Origin of the sequence: Nocardia sp. Root136, from assembly GCF_001427185.1 — a bacterium.
GTDB classification, from domain to species: Bacteria; Actinomycetota; Actinomycetes; order Mycobacteriales; family Mycobacteriaceae; genus Nocardia; species Nocardia salmonicida.
On sequence record NZ_LMFE01000001.1, the window covers coordinates 2,363,159 to 2,384,197 of the forward strand.

21 protein-coding genes are annotated in these 21,039 nt (G+C 67.7%); 10 read left to right on the forward strand and 11 right to left on the reverse strand.

The window, feature by feature from the left end; all coding sequences use genetic code 11:
- Positions 1 to 3 precede the first annotated feature (3 nt).
- The 5 genes from ASD42_RS10950 to ASD42_RS10970 are packed head-to-tail and all read left to right on the forward strand — an operon-like array spanning position 4 to position 4,343.
- Positions 4 to 1,029, forward strand: coding sequence for an ABC transporter substrate-binding protein (locus ASD42_RS10950; RefSeq protein WP_056813588.1), 1,026 nt, complete (start codon positions 4 to 6; stop codon positions 1,027 to 1,029).
- Complete coding sequence (locus tag ASD42_RS10955) at positions 1,026 to 1,793, forward strand: ABC transporter ATP-binding protein (RefSeq protein ID WP_056813591.1); 768 nt, start codon at positions 1,026 to 1,028, stop codon at positions 1,791 to 1,793. Before ASD42_RS10950 ends, ASD42_RS10955 begins: the two co-directional genes overlap by 4 nt.
- The gene (locus ASD42_RS10960) at positions 1,790 to 2,554 is read left to right on the forward strand and encodes an ABC transporter permease (protein WP_056813596.1); all 765 of its coding nucleotides are present in this window, start codon (positions 1,790 to 1,792) and stop codon (positions 2,552 to 2,554) included. The genes ASD42_RS10955 and ASD42_RS10960 overlap by 4 nt, the downstream gene beginning before the upstream one ends.
- Complete coding sequence (locus ASD42_RS10965; RefSeq protein WP_056813598.1) at positions 2,551 to 3,333, forward strand: ABC transporter permease; 783 nt, start codon at positions 2,551 to 2,553, stop codon at positions 3,331 to 3,333. Before ASD42_RS10960 ends, ASD42_RS10965 begins: the two co-directional genes overlap by 4 nt.
- A complete protein-coding gene (locus ASD42_RS10970) occupies positions 3,330 to 4,343 on the forward strand; it encodes a LacI family DNA-binding transcriptional regulator (RefSeq protein ID WP_056813602.1) in 1,014 nt (337 codons plus the stop codon). The genes ASD42_RS10965 and ASD42_RS10970 overlap by 4 nt, the downstream gene beginning before the upstream one ends.
- Before the next feature lie 26 nt (positions 4,344 to 4,369).
- On the opposite strand, the gene ASD42_RS10975 is transcribed toward ASD42_RS10970, so the two are convergent.
- On the reverse strand, positions 4,370 to 4,936 hold the full coding sequence (locus tag ASD42_RS10975; RefSeq protein ID WP_056813605.1) for a DUF4245 domain-containing protein: 567 nt from the start codon (positions 4,934 to 4,936) through the stop codon (positions 4,370 to 4,372).
- Between the two features lie 127 nt (positions 4,937 to 5,063).
- Here ASD42_RS10975 and glpX point away from each other — a divergent pair, with 127 nt between their 5' ends.
- A complete protein-coding gene (glpX, locus tag ASD42_RS10980) occupies positions 5,064 to 6,107 on the forward strand; it encodes a class II fructose-bisphosphatase (RefSeq protein ID WP_056813608.1) in 1,044 nt (347 codons plus the stop codon).
- A 223-nt stretch (positions 6,108 to 6,330) separates the two neighbouring features.
- Complete coding sequence (locus tag ASD42_RS10985; RefSeq protein WP_056813611.1) at positions 6,331 to 7,731, forward strand: class II fumarate hydratase; 1,401 nt, start codon at positions 6,331 to 6,333, stop codon at positions 7,729 to 7,731.
- 52 nt (positions 7,732 to 7,783) lie between these two features.
- Here the strand turns inward: ASD42_RS10985 and ASD42_RS10990 are convergent, their stop codons facing one another.
- The 3 genes from ASD42_RS10990 to ASD42_RS11000 all read right to left on the reverse strand — a co-directional run bounded on the left by ASD42_RS10990 (position 7,784) and on the right by ASD42_RS11000 (position 10,927).
- Positions 7,784 to 8,638, reverse strand: coding sequence for an acyl-ACP desaturase (locus ASD42_RS10990; RefSeq protein WP_056813614.1), 855 nt, complete (start codon positions 8,636 to 8,638; stop codon positions 7,784 to 7,786).
- Between the two features lie 83 nt (positions 8,639 to 8,721).
- The gene (locus ASD42_RS10995) at positions 8,722 to 9,348 is read right to left on the reverse strand and encodes an LGFP repeat-containing protein (RefSeq protein ID WP_056816035.1); all 627 of its coding nucleotides are present in this window, start codon (positions 9,346 to 9,348) and stop codon (positions 8,722 to 8,724) included.
- 184 nt (positions 9,349 to 9,532) lie between these two features.
- A complete protein-coding gene (locus ASD42_RS11000; protein ID WP_082843528.1) occupies positions 9,533 to 10,927 on the reverse strand; it encodes a PhoH family protein in 1,395 nt (464 codons plus the stop codon).
- Between the two features lie 307 nt (positions 10,928 to 11,234).
- Here ASD42_RS11000 and ASD42_RS11005 point away from each other — a divergent pair, with 307 nt between their 5' ends.
- Positions 11,235 to 11,507 carry a hypothetical protein gene (locus tag ASD42_RS11005; RefSeq protein WP_056813617.1) on the forward strand — a complete coding sequence of 91 codons (273 nt, stop codon included), beginning with the start codon at positions 11,235 to 11,237 and terminating at the stop codon, positions 11,505 to 11,507.
- On the opposite strand, the gene ASD42_RS11010 is transcribed toward ASD42_RS11005, so the two are convergent.
- Together ASD42_RS11010 and ASD42_RS11015 are read right to left on the reverse strand one after the other, a co-directional pair.
- Positions 11,508 to 11,927, reverse strand: a complete 420-nt coding sequence (locus ASD42_RS11010; RefSeq protein WP_056813620.1) for a limonene-1,2-epoxide hydrolase family protein — start codon at positions 11,925 to 11,927, stop codon at positions 11,508 to 11,510.
- A 44-nt stretch (positions 11,928 to 11,971) separates the two neighbouring features.
- The gene (locus ASD42_RS11015; RefSeq protein ID WP_056813621.1) at positions 11,972 to 12,685 is read right to left on the reverse strand and encodes a TetR/AcrR family transcriptional regulator; all 714 of its coding nucleotides are present in this window, start codon (positions 12,683 to 12,685) and stop codon (positions 11,972 to 11,974) included.
- A 108-nt stretch (positions 12,686 to 12,793) separates the two neighbouring features.
- Between ASD42_RS11015 and ASD42_RS11020 the strand changes: the two genes are divergently transcribed.
- Positions 12,794 to 13,969, forward strand: coding sequence for an FAD-dependent monooxygenase (locus ASD42_RS11020; protein ID WP_235569372.1), 1,176 nt, complete (start codon positions 12,794 to 12,796; stop codon positions 13,967 to 13,969).
- Here the strand turns inward: ASD42_RS11020 and ASD42_RS11025 are convergent.
- Positions 13,945 to 15,435, reverse strand: coding sequence for an amidase (locus ASD42_RS11025; protein WP_056813624.1), 1,491 nt, complete (start codon positions 15,433 to 15,435; stop codon positions 13,945 to 13,947). The two genes, ASD42_RS11020 and ASD42_RS11025, sit on opposite strands and share 25 nt — an antisense overlap.
- Positions 15,432 to 16,760, reverse strand: coding sequence for a purine-cytosine permease family protein (locus ASD42_RS11030; protein ID WP_056816045.1), 1,329 nt, complete (start codon positions 16,758 to 16,760; stop codon positions 15,432 to 15,434). Before ASD42_RS11030 ends, ASD42_RS11025 begins: the two co-directional genes overlap by 4 nt.
- Before the next feature lie 153 nt (positions 16,761 to 16,913).
- On the opposite strand from ASD42_RS11030, the gene ASD42_RS11035 reads away from it, so the two are divergent.
- Positions 16,914 to 17,897 carry an LLM class F420-dependent oxidoreductase gene (locus tag ASD42_RS11035; RefSeq protein WP_056813627.1) on the forward strand — a complete coding sequence of 328 codons (984 nt, stop codon included), beginning with the start codon at positions 16,914 to 16,916 and terminating at the stop codon, positions 17,895 to 17,897.
- A 2-nt stretch (positions 17,898 to 17,899) separates the two neighbouring features.
- Here ASD42_RS11035 and ASD42_RS11040 read toward each other — a convergent pair whose 3' ends face one another.
- The 3 genes from ASD42_RS11040 to glyA form a co-directional block, all read right to left on the reverse strand.
- The gene (locus ASD42_RS11040; RefSeq protein WP_056813630.1) at positions 17,900 to 19,198 is read right to left on the reverse strand and encodes a hypothetical protein; all 1,299 of its coding nucleotides are present in this window, start codon (positions 19,196 to 19,198) and stop codon (positions 17,900 to 17,902) included.
- Positions 19,199 to 19,202: 4 nt separating this feature from the next.
- Positions 19,203 to 19,415 (reverse strand): hypothetical protein, encoded by a 213-nt coding sequence (locus ASD42_RS34340; RefSeq protein ID WP_131816804.1) that lies wholly within the window; start codon positions 19,413 to 19,415, stop codon positions 19,203 to 19,205.
- Between the two features lie 178 nt (positions 19,416 to 19,593).
- Complete coding sequence (gene glyA / locus ASD42_RS11045) at positions 19,594 to 20,889, reverse strand: serine hydroxymethyltransferase (protein WP_056816047.1); 1,296 nt, start codon at positions 20,887 to 20,889, stop codon at positions 19,594 to 19,596.
- Between the last annotated feature and the right edge of the window lie 150 nt (positions 20,890 to 21,039).

Genomic DNA, 21,039 nt, shown 5'->3' on the forward strand with positions numbered 1-21,039 from the left:
ATCATGCAACTCTCCCGTCGTCACGCCCTGCGGCTGACCGGCTGTGTCGGCGTCGCCGCCGGCCTTGCCGCCTGCTCCCCCGCCGCCTCACGTTCGACCGAATCCGGCAATGCGATTGCCATGCAACTGGGTTGGATCAAGAACGTCCAGTTCGCCGGTGAATACCTGGCACTGGAGAACGGTCACTTCCGCGATGCTGGACTGTCCGTCGACCTGCTCGCCGGTGGCGCGGCGGGTACCAGCACCGAAGCCGGTATCGACACCGGCAAGGTGTGGATCGGCACCTCCACGCCGCAGAAGGTGGCCGCCGCGGTGGAACGCGGTGTGCCGGTACGCATCATCGGCGCGACCCTTGCCACGAGTCCCGCGTGCATCACCTCGCCGGAGTCGAAGCCGTTGCGGACACCGAAAGATCTGGTGGGCAAGCGAGTCGGCGTGGCGGACCACAATCTGCCGACGTTCGAGGCCCTGCTCACCGCCAATGGCGTAGACCCGTCGTCGGTGAAAGTCATTCCGGTGCAGTTCGATCCGTCACCGCTGGTCAACGGCGAGGTCGACGCGTGGTCCGGGTTCACCACCAATGAGCCGGTCTCGCTGCGCGCCAAGGGGTTCGCCACCTATTCCTTTCTGTACAACGATTTCGGATTACGCACGTGCGCACAGGTTTTCGTGGTCTCCGAGCAATCGCTGGTCGATGAACGGGCCAAGTGCAAGGCGTTCCTCACCGCCGAGATCAAGGGCTGGAAGGACGCGCTCGCCGATCCTGATCGCGCTGTCGCACTGGCCGTACAGAAGTACGGTGCCGATCAAAAGCTCGACACCGCGCAGCAGCGTGCCCTGCTCGACGCGACACTGCCGCTGATCCAGACGCCCGATACCCGCCGCGACGGACTGCTCACCCTGTCGACGAGTCTGATCGCCGACACGGTGACGGCGCTGGGACGTACGGGTTCCACGGTGACCGCTGCCCAGCTGTTCGATTCCTCGCTCCTCACCGAGCTCTACACCGAGCATCCGGGGTTGCGATGACCGGCATCGACATCAGTGGACTGACCAAGACATTCACCGCGGGCAAGCGCAAGGTCGAAGCGCTCGCCGAGGTGGACCTACGGAGCAAGCAGGGCGAATTCCTCTCGCTGCTCGGACCTTCCGGCTGCGGCAAATCGACCATTCTGCGAATTCTGGCCGGTCTGGACACGCCGACCGCCGGCTCGGCGCTGGTCAACGGGCGTACCCCCGAGCAGCTGCGGACCGAGCACGAGCTGGGTATCGCCTTTCAGGACTCCGCCCTCTTGCCCTGGCGCAGTGTGCGTTCCAATATCGCGTTGCCCCTACAGGTGGCGGGGCTGCCGATCGACCACGCGGTGATCGACGGGCTCATCGAACTCGTCGGTCTCACCGGCTTCGAGGCGGCCAAACCGGCACAGCTGTCCGGCGGTATGCGGCAACGCGTTTCGATCGCCCGTGCGCTGGTGGTGAAGCCGTCGGTGCTGCTGCTGGACGAGCCGTTCGGCGCGCTCGACGACATGACCCGACAGCGGTTGAACATGGAGCTGCTGCGGATCTGGACCGAGAAGCCCGCCACCACGTTGATGGTCACCCATGGCATCGGGGAGGCGGTGTTCCTGTCCGACACCGTCGCGGTGATGTCGACGCGGCCGGGACGCGTGCTGGAGCTGGTCGATATCGACCTGCCGCGACCACGGGCACCGGAGATGATGCGCACACCGGAATTCCATGCGCTGCACGATCATCTGTCGGGGCTGTTGTTCGGGGAACGGCGGCCCGCGTGAACGCCCGACTCGCCGGACTGCGTGGCCCTGCGGTCCTGATCCTGCTGTGGGCGGTGGCCGGTCTCAGCACGTCCGCCGTGCCCACCCCGTGGGCAGTTCTGACCTCCGTAGCCGAGGACGGATTCGCCCTCTACGGCCCGAACGCGTCGATCACCGCGTGGGGTGCGGTCCAGGGCTTCGCGTTCGGCAATATCGCCGCCCTCGCCGTCGCACTCGCCGTGGCGGTGTTCCCCCGCACCGAACCCTTGGCCGCCCAGCTGGCAGTGATCAGCTATTGCGTGCCACTGCTCGCGCTCGGCCCGATCGTGCTGGTGGTGTTCGGCGGACGCACGCCGACGGTCTTCCTTGCCGCGATCTCGGTGTTCTTCACCTCTATGATCGGCACCCTCACGGGCCTGAAATCAGCCAACCGCACCAGCATCGATCTGGTCGACGCGTACGGCGGCAACGGCTGGCACCGCCTCGTCCGGGTCCGGATCCCCGCCGCCCTGCCCGCCGCGACCGCCGCACTCCAGATCGCCGCGCCCGCAGCCGTTCTCGGTGCGATTCTCGGGGAGTACCTGGGTGGGGTGGACAGTGGTGTCGGCGTCGCGCTCACCGCCGCGCAGTCCTCCTACGATCTGCCGCGCACCTGGGGCATGGCTTTGGCGGCCGGATTACTTTCTGGCGCAGGCTATTTCGTTGCCTCCTTGGCTGGCAAGATTGTTCGGGCCCGGCTGTACGGCCCGGGCCCCATCACGCAACCGGAGAACGAATCATGAAGAGTGTCTGGGCTTTCCTCGGCTCGGTGGCGCTGGCCACGGTGCTCGTGCTCGCCGTGTGGTTCGGCTTCCTCGCCGCGTTCCCCCAGATCGGACCGCGAATCGGCCAGACCCCGATGGACGTGTGGGCCTACCTGTTCGACGGCGAACCCGCGCATCGCGCGCAGATCGTCGACGGGCTCACCATCACGCTGCGCGACGCGGGCCTCGGATTCGTCGTCGGCATGAGCCTGGCGCTCAGCGGCGCCGCGCTGGCCCTGCTGTCGCGCGAATTCGAGCGCAGCGCGGTGCCGGTGGCGACCCTGCTGCGCTCGATCCCGCTGGTCACCCTCGCGCCGATCCTGGTGGCCACCTTCGGCCGTGGGCTGACGATGGTCGCCGTCACCGGCGCGCTCGTGGTGTTCTTCCCCGCCTTCGTCACCCTCGTGGCCGGGCTGCGTGGCGCGCCGGCGCAGAGCATGGACCTGATCCGCGCCTACGGTGGCAGCGAGGCCGCGGCGCTGCGCATGGTCGCGCTGCCGGCCGCGCTGCCCTCGCTGTTCGCCGCGCTGCGGATCTCGGTGCCCGGCGCGCTGATCGGCGCGCTCATCGCCGAATGGCTCGGTACGGGTGCGGGATTGGGGTCCTCGATGCTCAAAGCGATTCCACGCTATGACTATCCGCAGCTGTGGGCCTCGATCGCGGTGGTCGCCGCCGCGTCGATCGTGCTCTACACGCTCGTCGGCGCGGTCGAACGTGTCGTCGCGCTGCGCTTCGCCGATGCCTCGGTAATCTCATGACCACGAAGGAGGTGCGCGTGCCACCGAGGCCGACCATGCGCGATATCGCGGCCGCCGTGGGTGTCTCGCCGTCGGCGGTGTCGCTCGCGCTCGCGGGCAAGGGCCGGATGGAAGACAGCACCCGTGCCCGCATCCTGGCCACCGCCACCGAACTCGGCTACCGGATCAACCGCGAGGCCAGGGCACTGCGCACCGGGCGAACGATGATGATCGGGCTGGTCACCTCGATGGTCGCCGATCAGGTCGACGACCACGAATCACGCCTGGACTGGTACACCCGCACCGCACTGGCCGCCGCCAACGAGTCCTTTCGGCACGGCTACGCGCTGGTCCTCGTCCCGCCGCTGGGCGAGCACGACCAGGTACACGATCTCGCCGCCGACGGCGTCCTGCTCATCGACCCCGACCCGGCCGAAGGCTTCGTCGAAACGGCGGCCGCCCGCGGCCTGGCGGTGGTGACGATCGGCGGTCACGCGCCCGCCCCGGCGAGCTCGGTATCGCTCGACCGCGACGCGGCGGTCGACCTGGCGATGACGCACTTCCTGAGCACCGGCGCTCGCCGACCCGCCCTGCTGGTCGACAACAGCGGCAGACAGAATGCGGCCGCCTCCAGAACCGCCTACGAACACTGGTGCCGCATCGCGGGCATGACGCCGATCGTGGCGACCGTCGATTTCGCCGGGGGCGGCGGCCGCACCAGACTCGCCCATCGCGCGTGCGTGCAACTGCTGACCGAACGCCCCGACGTCGACGCCGTCTACGCCCCGCTGGACTCGGTCGCCGCCGGTTGCGTCACCGCGGCCCGCGAACTCGGCCGCACCATCGGCGCCGACCTGGGCCTGATCACCTCCGAGGGCAGCATCGCCCGTGACAACGATCCGCCGCTCACCGCGATAGACACCCATCGCGAAGAGCAGGCAGCGGCGGCGGTTCGCATGCTGGTCGCAGCCCTCGCCAGCGGCGAAAGGGCACCGAACCAAACTTTCCTACCCAGCCTGATCGTGCGCTGAACCCACCTCGAAGCCGGGTGTGGCGGCTACTTCGACAGCGGTTGGGCCGTGGTGATCGCCGTGGCCAGCGTCGTGAACGCGGCTTCGTTGCCCGCGCCGGTGATCAGGATCCGCACCCCACCGAGGTCGGCGATCCAGCCGGTTTCCTCGGTCGGCTCGGTGTAGACGACCCACTTCTGCCCGGCCACCTCTTGTGTCCCGGTCGGATAGCGCGAGCCGAGTACCTGCCGCGACAACGCCTCCTCGGAGGCGCCGGTCTGCGAATACCGCATGTAGGTGCCCTGCGGCGTGATGTAGCCGACCGTGCTCACCGCACCGCCACCGGCGGCGGCGATGGTGTCGCGGCTGCCGGAGTTCGAGGTCCAGCCCTGCGGCAACGTCGGGTTGCGGATCGGGAACGACAGCGTCTTCGCGTCGGACTTCAGCGCGGCGTCGGCGTCGAAATGCGGGATCTGACCCTGCGTCGGGCCATTCGTCGCCACCGTGCACTGGCTCGCCACGCCGGCCAGCACCACCGCGGCCAGCACCAACGGGATCAACGACCAGAACAGATCGCGGTAGTCGTTGAAAATCCGGTGCTTGGTCTGTGCCACGGCTACCAGTATCCACTCGAGCCAGGACCAGGCCGCCCAGGGGTCATCGCAGGAGGTCGTGCACGAGCGTGCCGTTTCGAAATGCGACAATGCCCCCGTATCACCAACGCCAAGGAGGCACTCCGCAATGACGCCCACCTCGCCCGTTCACAGCCGCCGCGAGGCACCCGATCGCAACCTCGCACTGGAGCTGGTCCGCGTCACCGAGGCAGGCGCGATGGCGAGTGGCCGTTGGGTCGGCCGTGGCGACAAGGAAGGTGGCGACGGCGCTGCCGTCGACGCCATGCGTCAGCTCGTCAGCTCGGTGTCCATGAAGGGCATCGTCGTCATCGGCGAAGGCGAGAAGGACGAAGCGCCGATGCTCTACAACGGTGAGCTCGTCGGCGACGGCACCGGCCCCGAGGTCGACTTCGCGGTCGACCCGGTCGACGGCACCACCCTGATGTCGAAGGGCTCCCCCGGCGCCATCTCCGTGCTCGCGGTCGCCGAGCGCGGCGCCATGTTCGACCCGTCCGCGGTGTTCTACATGCACAAGATCGCCGTCGGCCCCGACGCCGCGGGCTCGATCGACATCACCGCCCCGATCGGCGAGAACATCCGCCGCGTGGCCAAGGCCAAGCGCCTTTCGGTGTCCGACCTGACCGTCTGCATCCTGGACCGTCCTCGCCACGAGGACACCATCCAGCAGGCGCGCGACGCGGGCGCTCGCATCCGCCTCATTTCCGACGGTGACGTCGCGGGCGCCATCGCCGCCGCGCGTCCCGAGTCCGGCGTCGACATCCTGGTCGGCATCGGCGGCACCCCCGAGGGCATCATCGCCGCCGCCGCGCTGCGCTGCCTCGGCGGTGAGCTGCAGGGCATGCTCGCCCCGAAGGACGACGAAGAGCGTCAGAAGGCGATCGACGCGGGCCACGATCTGGACCGCGTGCTCTCGACCACCGACCTGGTCTCCGGCGACAACGTCTTCTTCTGCGCCACCGGCGTCACCGACGGCGACCTGCTGCGCGGCGTGCGCTACTACGCGGGTGGCGCGTCCACCCAGTCGATCGTGATGCGGTCCAAGTCGGGCACCGTCCGCATGATCGACGCCTACCACCGCCTGACCAAGCTGCGCGAGTACTCCTCGGTCGACTTCGACGGCGACGACAGCGCGAACCCGCCGCTGCCCTGACATCAGCGGCCGGGGCCGCGGGTTCGCGGCCCGAGGGCTCGCGCTCGCGGGTCGATACTGCGCCTGCGGCGTTCCGTCTCGACCCGCGAACGCGAGCCGGCCGCGAACGGGCTCGTAAGACTCGCCTGTGTTGGTCGTCTCTGGATGTATTCCCGCGGGCGGTGTGGGAATCGCCGCTGGTGTGGGGCCACCATTCGTGGTGTTCTCGTCCTAGGGTCGAACTATGGCTGACGACGACGGGCAGTACCGGATCGAGCACGACACCATGGGGGAGGTTCGCGTCCCTGTCGACGCCCTGTGGCGGGCGCAGACGCAGCGGGCCGTCGAGAACTTCCCGATCAGCGGACGTGGGCTCGAACGAGCCCAGATCCGGGCGCTCGGTCTGCTGAAAGCCGCCTGCGCGCAGGTCAACAAGGATCTGGGCCTGCTCGATCCGGTCAAGGCCGACGCGATCATCGCGGCGGCGGGCGAGATCGCCAACGGTGAGCACGACGACCAGTTCCCGATCGACGTGTTCCAGACCGGTTCGGGCACCAGCTCGAACATGAACGCCAACGAGGTGATCGCCTCGATCGCCGCGCGCGACGGTGTGGCCGTGCACCCCAACGACGACGTGAACATGTCGCAGTCGTCCAACGACACCTTCCCCACCGCCACACACCTGGCCGCCACCGAGGCCGTGATCACCGACCTCGTTCCCGCGCTCGATCATCTGCGCCTCGCCCTGCTCGACAAGTCGCAGCAGTGGCGCACCGTGGTGAAGTCGGGTCGCACCCACCTGATGGACGCGGTGCCGGTGACGCTCGGTCAGGAATTCGGCGGCTACACCCGCCAGATCGCCGCGGGCATCGAGCGCGCGATGGCTACCCTGCCGCGCCTGGGCGAGTTGCCGATCGGCGGCACCGCGGTGGGCACCGGACTCAACGCACCCGCCGGCTTCGGCACGAAGGTCGTCGCGGAACTGGTGCGCACCACGGGAATCGACGCGCTGCGCGAAGCCAACGACCACTTCGAGGCACAGGCCGCGCGCGACGGACTCGTCGAGGCCTCCGGCGCGCTGCGCACCATCGCGGTCAGCCTGACCAAGATCGCCAACGATATCCGCTGGATGGGTTCGGGCCCGCTCACCGGGCTCGGCGAATTGCAGCTGCCGGACCTGCAGCCGGGTAGCTCGATCATGCCGGGCAAGGTGAATCCCGTACTGCCCGAGGCGGTGACGCAGGTGGCCGTGCAGGTGGTCGGCAACGACGCGGCGATCGCGTTCGGCGGAGCAAGTGGGGCCTTCGAGCTCAATGTCTACATCCCCGTGATGGCCCGCAACCTGCTGGAGTCGATTCGCCTGCTGGCCAACGTTTCTCGACTGTTCGCCGACAGGTGCGTGAGCGGCCTGGTGGCCAATGAGGAGCACCTGCGCACGCTCGCCGAATCGTCGCCGTCGATCGTCACCCCGCTCAACTCGGCCATCGGTTACGAGGAAGCGGCCGCCGTCGCCAAAGAGGCACTGCGCGAGAAGAAGACGATCCGTCAGACCGTCATCGATCGCGGGCTGGTCCCGGACAAGCTCTCGCTCGAAGAGCTCGACCGCAAGCTCGACGTGCTGGCCATGGCCGACGTCGACCGCTGAGAACACGAACGGCCGCCACCTCGCAGGAGGTGACGGCCGTTCGCGCAGCGGCTCAGGCCAGGTGCGCGAGTTCCGCGCGAGCCTTCTCGCCCGCTTCGCTGAAATCGGTGCGGGAGAAGATGTTCCAGCGCTGCAGCAGCGGCTTGAACACCAGTTCGTCCTCGTCGGCACGGTCGTAGATGCCCGCCTCGGCCAGCGCCTCGTCGCTCGATCCGCCACCGGGCAGATCCACGTGCGGTACCCGGAAGTCGGCGACTCGATCGGCGATCGCGCGCACACCCTGGTCGGGAACCAGGTCGAGGGCGGCGGCGACGAGCACGGCGAAGAACTCGGCCTGCAGCTCGTCGTCGGCGGCCAGCTTCTCGGCCATCGCGGTGACGATCGGGTTCTCGCCGAGCGCGGCGGTGTTGCGATGACGGATCGCGGCAGCGGCCTCTTCGAACGCGCAGGTGGCCAGGACGTCGATGAGGTGCATGGGAGGCCGGTTGAAACCATCGGTCATGTGCTGCATGCGGGCCCGCTCGAGCGCGATCGGGTCCACCGCGCGCGTGAGCATGAGGTAGTTGCGGATCATGATCTCGTGGCGGTTCTCCTCCGCCGTCCACCGGCCGACCCAGCGCCACCAGGGGCCGATGCGCAGGTGCTTGCCGAGCTCACGGTGGTAGGACGGCAGATTGTCGGCGACCAGGACGCTCACGGTCAGCGCGAGCCTGGCGGTCTCGCTGAGCTCGGACTGTTCCGGGCTCCAGTCGGTGCCACCGAGGAAGGCGAAGTTGCGCCCGTCCGACCACGGCACCTGCTCGTGCGGCTGCCAGCCGTCGGCCACCTCGATGTGGCGACGCAGGTTGATTTCCACCTCGTCCGCGAGCGAATCCAGCAGCTCGCGGTCGGTCAAAGTTTTCTGCACCCAGACAACCTAGTACCTCGTGCGCAAGCGCGGGGACCTACGGGGTGAACCGGGCCCCCGCGCTGGGGCGGAGCACAACGCTCTTACTTGGGCGTCACCGTGATCTCACCGTTGACCCAGGTGATGGTGCCGCCGGTGAAGTCGCTCTGCTTGCCGCCTGCGATGTCCTTCTCGTCGCTGGTCGGGTAGCCCAGCGTGCCGTTGGCGCCGCCGTTGGCCTCCCACGCCTCGCGAATCTCGCCCCACACGATGTGGGCGCCGGAATCCTTGCTCCAGTAGATGGTGCCGCCGGTGAAGTCCTGGTACTGGCCGCCATCGGGGCCGGATTCCTGGGCTTCTTCCGGTACGCCGAGCGGGCTGGCCGCGCCGCCGACCGCCACGTACTTCTTGTAGACCTCGCCGGAGATGGTGATGTCACCGTTCGGAGTGGAGACGGTGGTCGATTCGCCTGCGGCTCCACTGGTGGTGGCCGCACCGGAGGTGGTCTCGGTACCGGAGGTGGTTTCCGAACCCGGGGTGGTGGTCATGCTGCCCATGCCCGGCATGGTGGTCGCGCTGCCCCCTGGGGCGCCCATCGCCGAAGTCACCGAGGCGACGGCGTCGTTGGCCTTGTCCTGGTCGTCGTCGCTGCAGCCGGCGGCGAGCAGCAGACCCGTCGCGGCCAGGACCGCGGCGCTCCCGGCAACAGTACGTCGAGCGAAGTGGTTCATATCCATCCTCTCGCGAGTGGCTCCCCCCGGGGGTGCCCCCGGATTGGAGCCTGGCCGACATCCGCAACGGCCCGGCGGAACAGTGTTCGCCGAGCCGTTGCTGGATTGGTGTCGGAGCGGATATTACCCACCGTTTGCGGTAATCAAACGGATTCGGACCGCAACGCGGCCCGATTGCCGGTGATTACGCGCTGGGCCCGTACTCCTCGAGCATCTCGGTCACCAGCGCCGCGATCGGCGAGCGCTCGCTGCGAGTGAGCGTGATGTGCGCGAAAAGCGGATGCCCCTTGAGCTTTTCGATCACCGCCGCCACGCCGTCGTGCCTGCCCACCCGCAGATTGTCGCGCTGGGCGACATCGTGGGTGAGCACCACCCGAGAACCCGTGCCGAGGCGGCTCAACACCGTCAGCAGCACATTGCGTTCGAGCGACTGCGCCTCGTCGACGATCACGAACGAATCGTGCAGCGACCGACCACGAATGTGGGTCAGCGGCAGCACTTCGAGCATGTCGCGACTGAGCACCTCCTCGAGCACCTCACGGCTGGCCAGCCCGTCGAGCGTGTCGAAGACGGCCTGTGCCCACGGGCCCATCTTCTCGCTCTCCGAACCCGGCAGATAGCCCAGTTCCTGCCCGCCCACCGCGTACAGCGGCCGGAACACGACCACCTTGCGCTGGGTCCGGCGCTCCAGTACCGCCTCGAGCCCGGCGGTCAACGCCAGCGCCGACTTACCGGTACCGGCGCGTCCACCCATCGACACGATCCCGATGCTCTCGTCGAGCAGCAGATCGAGTGCGATGCGCTGTTCGGCCGAACGCCCGTGCAGACCGAATGCCTCCCGTTCCCTGACCAGTTGGATCCGCTTGTCGGCGGTGACCCGGCCCAGCGCGCTGGAGCTGCTGCCCAGCAACCGAACACCGGTGTGGCACGGCAGTTCTCGCGCATCGTCGAGGTCGATCACCGAATCGGTGTAGAGCTGATCGATCTGGGAGCCCGAGACGTCGAGTTCCACCATTCCGCTCCAGCCGGAGGTCACCACGTCCTGGGCGTGGTACTCGTCGGCCGACAAGCCGACCGCGCTGGCCTTGACGCGCAGCGGGATGTCCTTCGACACCAGCACCACGTCTTCGCCCTCGGCCGAGAAGTTCAGCGCGCAGGCCAGGATGCGGGAATCGTTGGTGTCGGAACGGAACCCGGCGGGCAGCACCGACGAGTCGGTGTGGTTGAGCTCCACCTGCAGGGTGCCGCCGTCGGTGCCGATGGGCAGCGCCTGGTCGAGCCTGCCGTGCTGCACACGCAGGTCATCGAGCATGCGCAGAGCTTCGCGGGCGAACCAGCCGAGCTCGTGGTGGTGCCGTTTCGCCTCCAGCTCACTGATCACGACCAGGGGTAGGACCACACTGTGTTCCCCGAACCGGGTGACGGCCCAGGGATCCGACAGGAGTACAGAGGTGTCGACGACAAAAGTCTTGCGACCGGAACGTGAGGGGCGAGCCCCTTTCTTCGAGGCCGAATTGCTCGAGGCCGAGGCCGAGGCCGTGTGCTTCGCGGAAGCGGAAACGGAGCGTGCAGCAGTCACGGTGGGCTCCTTATGTGTTCGCACGGCACCCGCGCGAACGATCTCGCTGGACCGGTCCGTCCTTGTGGGCGTTCGACGCTGAGTCAACCGCCCCGAGGGCCAGGTGCCGGCCCTCTCGCACTGAGTAGCTCAGTCACGGTCAGGACCTCCCGTACGAATCACACCGACGCGACTCGCATCACCGACGCTACCGCCGAATTCGTAGCCGCGCTGCTGGACCGGCACACGTGTCCGTGAATTTGTCGTTAACCGGCACTGTCGCGCCGGATCCGGCGCGTCCGTGCCGCCGAGCGCTAGAGTCGATGGCATGGCCGATGAACAGAATCTGGACGAGCTGTCGTCGAAAGAACTGCACGATCGCGCGGTGAAGACCGCCGTGCACCGCGGTGATGTGAAGTTCCTGTGGGAACTGCTCAAGTCGATCCCGGCGGCCCAAGCCGAGGCGGGCGACCTGGGCGAGAGCTCGGCCGACATCAAGTACGTGCTGCCGATGATCGACGACTACTTCCACGCGGGCGACGGCAAACTGGCCGACGTGCTGCGACCGACCTACCTGGCGTATCTGCGCAAGCACCAGTAGTCAGCGTCCGCGGATCGCCTTCACCACGCCCACGATGGTGCCGCGCAGGACGTTGCCCTTGCTGAAGTGGTCGTCCCACAGCACGATTCGGCCGTCGCGCAACTCGAAGGTGCCGCTCACCCAGAAGCCGATCCGCACCGGGCCCACGTGCAGGTAGTCGGTGCGGTCGGTGAGCACGATGTCGCCGTCGGCGGCGATGTGGTGAATCTCCGCCGAGAACCCGAGCTTGGGACGATCCAGGCCGCGCAACACCGCGGCGACTCGTTTCTTGCCACGCACGCTGGGCAGCGAGGCGTTCTTCCAGACGATCTCGGGATCGAGCAGATCCAGCGACTCGTCCACCGCGCTGAGCTCGAGCGCGTTGAAGAATTCGCGCACGATGGTGACAGCGGGCTCCGGCAGTTCCGGCTCGTCGGTCATGGGATGAGCCTAGGGCTCCGATCGCCGCGGGACCAGTGGTCCGCTCAGTTCCGCTGGTCGATCAGGACGGCGAGTCCGGCGATGATGCGGTCGACGCCGAACCGCAGGGCGTCGTTCGGGCCGCCTCTGCCCGCCGGGGCGGCGGCTTCCTCAGCGAAGGCCGCGAGTACCTCGGGGTAGCGGCCCGCGGCGGCGGTCATCATCGCGGTGAACTGCTCGGTGAACTGCAGTTCGCCGTCACCGCCGATCGACGCGACCTGCTGGGCCAGATTGCGGGCGTGACCGTTGAGCAAGACGATCGTGTCCAGCTTCTCCGAGCCGGTGAGGCCGGTCCCCGCCAACGCGGTGAGCGCGGCTTCGGTCCACCCCATCTCGTTCGGACCGAACGGGCGCGCGCCGAGGGTGAGCTCGATCGTCCACGGGTGCGCGAGGTAGCGGGCGAAGATCGCCTCACCCCAGTCCCGCAGGCCGGTGCGCCAATTCTGTTGCGCTCGAGCAGTATTCGGCGGCTCGCCCATCGCCGCGTCGAGCATCAGCGCGGTGAGCTGCTCTTTGCCCGGCACGTACCGGTACAGCGACATCTTGGTGAAGCCGAGGCGTTCGGCCAGGCGCTGCATCGACAACGCGGACAGCCCTTCGGCATCGACGAGCGCGATGGCCTCGGCGACGATCCCGTCGAGGGTGAGCGCGGGTTTGGGCCCGCGCTTGGGGCGCTGCGTGGTCCCCCACAGCAGCTCGACTGTGGTCGGCGGCGGCATCTGTCCATCCTCTCGAAAATCATCTTGACGCGAAACTGTGTCTACCATACTCTTATCTGCATCCACCGGATACAGATTCCATCGGACACAGATATTCTAGGAGTTCCCGTGCGTACCGTTCTCATCTCCGGCGCCAGCGTCGCCGGCCCCGCCCTCGCCTACTGGCTGCACCGATACGGTTTTTCCGTCACCGTCGTCGAGCGCGCCCCCGCACTCCGGGCGGGCGGACAGGCAGTGGACTTCAAGGGCAGGACCCACCTCACCGTGCTCGAGCGGATGGGCATCCTCGACGAGGTTCGGGCCAGGCGTACCGGCACCACCGACCTGGTTCTCGTCGACGCCGACGGGCGCGAGCTCGGCGTGATGTCGGGCGAGTTCACTGGCGGCGACCTCGAGATCCTGCGCGGCGACCTGGCCGAGATCATGTACGACAGGACCGCCGACTCCGTCGAATACCTCTTCGGCGACACCATCACCGACCTGCACGACACCGGCGACGGGGTGGCGGTGCGGTTCGAGAACAGCCAGCCGCGCACCTTCGACCTCGTCCTCGGCGCCGACGGAATCCATTCCCGGGTACGGAAATTGGCGTTCGGCCCCGAATCCGACTACGTCACACACCTGAGCTATTACTACTGCGTGGCAGGCGCGAGCCGCTGGAGCGACGCGGCCACCCCCCGCGACAAAGCGTCCGGCTACGCCCACAACACCCCGGGCAAACTCGCCATCGACGGCGGTCCGAAGGCACAGCAGATGTACATGTTCGCCGCGCCCGAACTCCACTACCCCCGCGACGACGCCGCCGCCCAACGCCAGATCATCGAAGAAACCTTCGCCGACATGGGCTGGCACGTTCCCCGCATGCTCACCGACCTGGCCGACTTCGACGACATATACCTCGATTCGATCAGCCAGGTCCGCATGAACGGCGCCTACACCCGCGGCCGCGTCGCCCTCGTCGGCGATGCCGCCTACGGAAACACCCTGGCGGGCTTCGGCACCGGCCTCGCCGTCGTCGGCGCGTACGTGCTCGCGGGCGAACTGGCGGCCGCCGCAGGCGATCACGTCACAGCTTTCGCCAACTACGACCGAATCATGAAGCGCTACGCCAAAATCGCGGGCAACACCAACGCGGGCCACTTCCTCGCCCCGAAGACCGCCCTCGGCATCAGGGCCCGCAACTGGTTCCTCGGCTCCCGCTTCTTCACCCTGATGATGAAGTACGGCGACAAGGCCGCCAACGACATCGACCTGATCGACTACCCGCAGCTGGTCGGGGTGTGAGACGGCAGATCGCCGAGCTGCGGGCGCAGGTGCGCCCATGGTGCCGCGCGTTCGATCGCGGCGGCCAGGCGCAGCACCGTGGCGTCGGCGAGGTGGCGGCCGATGATCTGCACACCTACCGGCAGTCCGTCGCGGGTCGACCCCGCGGGCACGCTCGCCGCGGGCTGGCCGGTGAGGTTGGCGGGATAGTTGAAGCCGATCCAGGCGGAGTCCGACACCCGGTGACCGTCGATCTCGGTGGGACCGCGCTCCTCGATCGGAAACGCGGGTACCGCCGAGGTCGGGGTGACCAGCACGTCGTAGCGAGTCATCAAGCGCGCCATCGCGTTCACCACCGCCTTGCGGGTGATATTGGCGTCGGTGAACTGGTGCGCCGTCCACGGTGCGCGCAGCCAATCGACCAGGTGCGGTGACATCCGGTCCCCGTGCCGATCGATCATCCGGCGCATACCGGTCAGATCCGTCTCGGCCACGATCAGTGCCGAGAACGTCTCGGTCGGATCGGGCCACTCCGGCACCACCTCCTCCACCACACAACCGAGCCGATCGGCGATGACATCGGTGACCGCCGCGGTGACGACCCGGCGCACCTCGGGATCGACTGCGAGATAACCGAAATCGACGCTGAACCCCACCCGCAATCCCGCTACGGAATCCTCGCGCGCGCTGCCCGCCGCGGCGGCGCCGAGCCAGTCGACGTCATCACAGGGAATCGAGTGCCGGTCGCGGGGATCCGGTCCGGCGAGCACCGACAACATCAGCGCGGCATCGGCGACCGTGCGGGTGATCGGGCCGATGTGTTCGATGCTCTCCCAACCGGATACGCCGGGCAGTCGTTCGTCGCGGCACCCCGGATACACCGGAACGCGACCCATGGACGGCTTCACCCCCACCAGCCCGCACAGCGCCGCGGGTACCCGGACCGAGCAGCCGCCGTCGCTGCCGAGCGCGACGGTCGCCATGCCCGCCGCCACCGCGGCGGCCGAGCCGGCGCTGGAACCGCCCGGGGTGAGCGCGGGGTTCCATGGGTTGCGGGTGGTCGGGAACAGCGGATTGTCACCGGTCGCGCTGTAACCGAACTCGGAGGTGTTGGTCTTGCCGAGGCAGATCGCGCCAGCCGCCAGACTGCGTCGCACCACGATGTCGTCTTCGTCGGGAACGAAGTCTCGATACACCCACGAGCCGAAGGTGGTGCGTACCCCCGCGGTGCTCAGGAGATCCTTGATCCCCATCGGCACCCCGGCCAGCGGACCTGGGTCGCCGCCGTTGGCCAGCTTGTCGGCGACCCGATGTGCCTGTGCCAGAGCTAGTTCCGGTGTCGGGGTGCAGAAGGCGTGCAGGGTGGGGTCGAGCTGTTCCATCCGGGCGAGCGCGGACTCGACGACCTCGACCGGGGAGACCTCGCGGGCCCGGATCAACGCGCCGAGTTCGGTCGCGCTGCAGCGGGTCAGCTCCCCCGCGCTCACGCCGGCACCTTCGCGGCATCCACCACAGCTGTGCGCGTGCGGCTTTCGACTGCGAGCGTTACGCCGACCAGCACCGCGAAGGCGACGACGAAGCCGACCACCGCGTCGACCGAGCCGGGCAGTCGGTAGTGCGCGATTCCCGCCGCCGTGGCTCCCAGCGCCCACGAGGCGAAGGCGCTCCATCGGATATCGACCAGTGCCGAATAACCGCGCCGGTTGCGCAACAGATGATCGGCCAGCAGCACGGCGCCGATCGGCGGCACGAACACCCCGAGCAGCATCAGCCAGTCCACGATCCGGCTCCACACTCCGGTCAACGCGATGATCGTGCCGACACCGCCGAGCACCAACGCCATCCCGCGCATGCGCAACGGCGTGATCCCCGACCAGCCGACGGCGCCGTTGTAGAGGCAGTGCGAGGCAACCGAGCCGAGATTGGTGAGCAAGAACAGCACCGCGAGACCGGTGAGCAGCGCGCCGTGCCCCGTGAGCAGGCCGAGGAACGCGCCGCCTTCGGTACCGGGATCGCCGACCCCGCCGACCGCGACCACAAGCCCGCCGACCAGGAAGGAGATGGTGTTGGCGAACGGAAAAGCGCTGGCGGCGGCCAGTACCGCGCTGCGGCCGTCGGCCGCCCAGCGGGTGAAGTCGGCGGTCATCGTGCCGGAGTCGGCGAAACCGGCGATCACGATGCCGACACACGCCAAGAAACCGAGCGCGTTGCCGTGCGCCTCATAGGACAACACCCCGCTCAGCGTGGCGTCGCCGTCGCGCAGGCCGAAGTACAGCGCGATCGCCGCCATCACAAGGAACAGCGGAGCGCCGATCATCCCGATCACCGAGAGCGCGCGGATGCCCGCGACCGTCAGCGCGGTGTAGATGACGGCGCCCAACAGCGCACCCCACAGCGGACTCCAGCCGAACACACCATGCAGGGTCGTACCGGTGAGACCGATCTGATACGAGAACCAGCCGATCACCACACTCGCGAGAAACCCTGCGGCGACGACCTTTCCGCGTCGTCCGAAGGCCGACATGGCCTGTAGCGAGAAGTTGCGGCCGGAGTTGCCCGCGATCCAGCTCAGCGCGCCGACATAGCCGAAGAGCAGCAGGTTGCCGAGCAGGATCGCCCAGAAGCCGAGAACCAAGCCCTGATTGAATACGATCAGCCCACCGAAGACCGCGTTCCCGATGCACATCGGGAAGCCTGCCCACACCGCCGCGACCGATAGCGTGCTTCGCCTAGCAGCCATCGGCACTGGTACATGCTCATATTCCGCGGCCGAATCGAGTTCATCTGACGTTGGGGCCGACTGGACCGACATGATGCTCACCGGACTTCCTGTGATGTTTTCGTATACGAAATCACGGGAAGGGTAGGCAGGCCAGATTACCGTCGGGCGCTTCGTCGGTTACGTCGATGTGACTCACCCCCAGAGGTTGACTTGGAGTGCACTCCAGGTCATATCGTCGAGGACATGAGCATTCGACTCGGTTACCAGATGCCCAACTTCAGCAACACCGCTTCGGTGCGTGAGTTGTTTCCCGCGGTGATCGCGCAGGCCAGGGAGGCGGAGGCGGCGGGCTTCGATGCCGCTTTCGTGATGGATCACTTCTATCAGTTACCGGTGATCGGCGAGCCGGAGGAGCCGATGCTGGAGGCCTACTCGGCGCTGTCCGGTCTGGCTACCGCGACCGAGCGAATTCAATTGTCCGCCTTGGTAACCGGCAATACCTATCGGAATCCGGCGCTGCTCGCCAAGACGGTCACCACGCTCGACGTGGTGAGTGGCGGGCGGGCGGTGCTCGGGATCGGGGCGGGGTGGTTCGAGCTCGAGCATCAGCAGTACGGGTTCGAGTTCGGCACGTTCACCGAACGATTCGAGCGGCTCGACGAGGCATTGCAGATCATCACGCCGATGCTGCGTGGGCAGCGCTCCACCTTCGACGGCAAGTGGTACCGCACCGAGAACGCGATGAACGAACCCCGCATCCGCGACGACCTGCCGATTCTGCTCGGCGGTGGCGGCGAGAAGAAGACCTTCGGCATGGCGGCCCGTTACGCCGACCACCTCAACATCATCTGCAACGCCTCCGAACTGCCACGCAAACTCGACGCCCTGCACCAGCGGTGCGCCGAAGCAGGACGCGACCGCGCCACCCTCGAAACCAGCTTCCTCGCCTTCGTCATCACCGACCAAGACGGTGACCGCGCCAGGAAACTACAGTCCGAGATGCTGGCGCGGCTCGGTATCGACCTGTCCACGATGACCGACGCCGAACGCCTCGCCAGCATCGCTGACCGCCAATTCGTCGGCACCCCTGACGAAGTCGCCGAACAGGTCAGGGCCCGCGTGCTCGACCACGGCGTCGACGGCATCATCGTCAACCTGATCACCAACGGCCACGAACCCGGCGTCATCGAGCAGGTCGGCCGCGCCCTTCGCCCCCTGATGAGCTGAGCTCACCACGAAGCGAAGTGGTCTTCTCCCCGTTGACGGATCTGTTGGCGACGGCGGAAGAAGACCTCTTCGGGGGTGACGGTGGTCAGGGCGTCGGTGATGCGGCTCAGACGGGTGTCGTAGCGGTTCTCGTGGATGTGGCGTTCGATGCCGGCTTGCCATTCAGGGGAAAGGCGCGACCAGATCGCGGCGACCCTGGCCTGCGCGGCCGGTTCGGATTCGGCGAGTAGTTGCAGGAGAGCGGGCCAGTAAGTGGCGTCGGTCGCGTGGGCGGGCAGGGCGGCTACCGAGGTCTCGTCCAGTTCGGCGAGGGTCGCGGCGATGTGGCGGCGGGCCGGTTCGCTCAGTCGGGCCGACAGTGCGAACAGGCCGCGCCACGGGTCGGCTTCGTTTTTGCCGTCCAGCGAGCGGACCAGCGCGCCGAGCACGTCGGTGTCGGCGAACTGGGGGTTCGTCGACAGTGCCCACAGCGCCACCGGATTGAGCCGGCCGATCACGGTGAGCAGGGCGGTGGACGCGTTCCGGTTGACGGCGGTGAGAAGGAATCGACCGACCTCGTGGGTGGTGCCGCGGCCGAAGAAGATGTCACCGAGGCTGCCCGCGATATCGGGGGCGACCTTGCAGAACAACGCGAGCATGGCGTGATGCAGGGTGGGCGGACCGGCCAGCACCGTCTGGAGCATTCCCGGGATCCGCTGTCGCGGGCCCGCGAGCAATTGCCGGACGATCCGGCTCAGCGTGTGCGCGGGGTAGGCGTAGGCGGCGGTGAAGATCAGTCCGGCGTCATCGTGGACCGTCTGCTCCAAGGCCGCGATCAGCGGCTCGTCCACCACCGCGAGGAACCGCGCCGCCGTCACGTAGTCGCGACGCCGCAGCAGCTCGTTGATGATGAGGGTGATCGGCTCCGGACTGCCGTATCGCATCAGCTGTTCGAAGACGTTCGGGTCGAGGTACGGCGCGCCGTCTGCCGCGTAAACGGCGTCGACCGCGCACAACGCCTGCGCGCACTTCACCGGATGTTTGACCCCGACCGCGCCGAGGAATCTGGCCGCCAGCACCGGCGGCACCACCCGCTCGAACAGCGCGACGCCGAGTCCGACCGGAAAGATCGGCACGACCGGGCCGATCCGGCGGAACGTAGCCGCGTGCTCGGCGTGCAGCGCGCGCAGAATCTGCTGGTGCATCGCCGAAAGGTGCACCGCGCCGAGACGAGCCAGCGGCGCGAGGTGTTGCGGCGGCACCTGCAGCGTGCGCGCGAGTACGACGAGTTGAGTCTGGGCTTCCAGTTCGGTCTCGATCATGGGTTCAGCTGCCGAACATGATCTTGCGGGTGATCTTGCGCAGCGGACCGGGCATCGCGATGAGCGCGGCGTCGATGGCCCGGCGCAATGCCCGCACCTCGTTGGCCCGCGCGGCTCGGAACAGTTCGATCAGCTCCCTGGCCTCGGCCTCGGTGAGCAACTCGAACGCATGCACCTCCCCGCCGACCTCACGCGCAAGCTCACGTCGATATCCCATGCGGACTGACCATGCCGTATTCCATTACCCCCGTAGGCACTTACTCAAAATTTTGTGCGTTCCGACAATCACACGTCACAACCCCTGTCACCGCGACACGCACCTGCCACGAACGGCGAATCGCCCCGGTAGACCGAGTTTTCGGTCTACCGGGGCGATTCGCGAGTGTGAGTCGGTCTCAGCCGAGCAGGCGCCAGTCCTCGAGGCCCTGGTAGAGCGGGACGCTCTGGGCCAGCTTGGAGACCCGACCACGCAGCGTGTCGGTGTCGGAGGAGCCCGCGAGGGTGGCGGCGATGATGTCGGCCACCTCGGTGAACTCGGCGTCACCGAAACCACGGGTCGCCAGCGCGGCCGTGCCGATGCGCAGGCCAGAGGTGACCATCGGGGGGCGCGGGTCGAAGGGAACCGCGTTGCGGTTGACGGTGATGCCGACCTCGTGGAGGAGGTCCTCGGCCTGCTGACCGTCGAGCTCGGAGTTACGCAGGTCGACCAGGACCAGGTGCACGTCCGTGCCGCCGGTGAGGACGGAGACGCCCTTGTCCTTGACGTCGGCGCCGGTCAGACGCTCGGCGAGGATGCGGGCGCCGGACAGGGTGCGGACCTGCCGGTCGGCGAACTCCTCGGTGGCTGCGATCTTGAACGCGGCGGCCTTGGCGGCGATCACGTGCATGAGCGGGCCGCCCTGCTGGCCGGGGAACACCGCGGAGTTGAGCTTCTTGGCGAACTCCTGCTTGGCCAGGATCAGGCCGGAGCGGGGGCCGCCGAGCGTCTTGTGCACGGTGGAGGACACGACGTCGGCGTAGGGCACCGGCGAGGGGTGCAGACCGGCGGCGACCAGGCCGGCGAAGTGGGCCATGTCGACCCACAGGTAGGCGCCGACCTCGTCGGCGATCTCGCGGAAGCGAGCGAAGTCCTGGTGACGCGGGTAGGCCGACCATCCGGCGACGATCACCTTCGGCTTGGCCTTGAGTGCGATGTCACGCACCTCGTCCATGTCGATGCGGTGGTCTTCCTTGCTCACGCCGTAGGAGTGGACGTCGTAGAGCTTGCCCGAGAAGTTCAGGCGCATACCGTGGGTGAGGTGCCCGCCGTGCGCGAGATCGAGGCCGAGCAGGGTCTCGCCCGGGTTCATCAGCGCCATCAGCACCGCGGCGTTGGCCTGCGCGCCCGAGTGGGGCTGCACGTTGGCGAACTCGGCGCCGAACAGTTCCTTGGCGCGGTCACGAGCCAGGGTCTCCACCACGTCGACGGCCTCGCAGCCACCGTAGTAGCGGCGGCCCGGGTAACCCTCGGCGTACTTGTTCGTGAGGACGGAGCCCTGCGCCTGCAGGACCGCGCGCGGCACGAAGTTCTCCGAAGCGATCATCTCGAGGGTGTCGCGTTCGCGGGCGAGCTCGCCCGCCATCGCGGCGGCCAACTCGGGATCGAGCTCACCGAGAGACTGGGTATTCACCGAAGCGGTCGTCTGCGTCACGCCTGCGAGTCTATTGCCGACCGTGTACGCGCCGAGCACGGGGATACCGCAACACCGTCCGAGCCGCCACCTGAGAGACCAGGGTCACACCGCGCCTGACCAGGTTCGATAGCCGTCGAACACGACAGACTCGGCGAAACGACCCGTCCG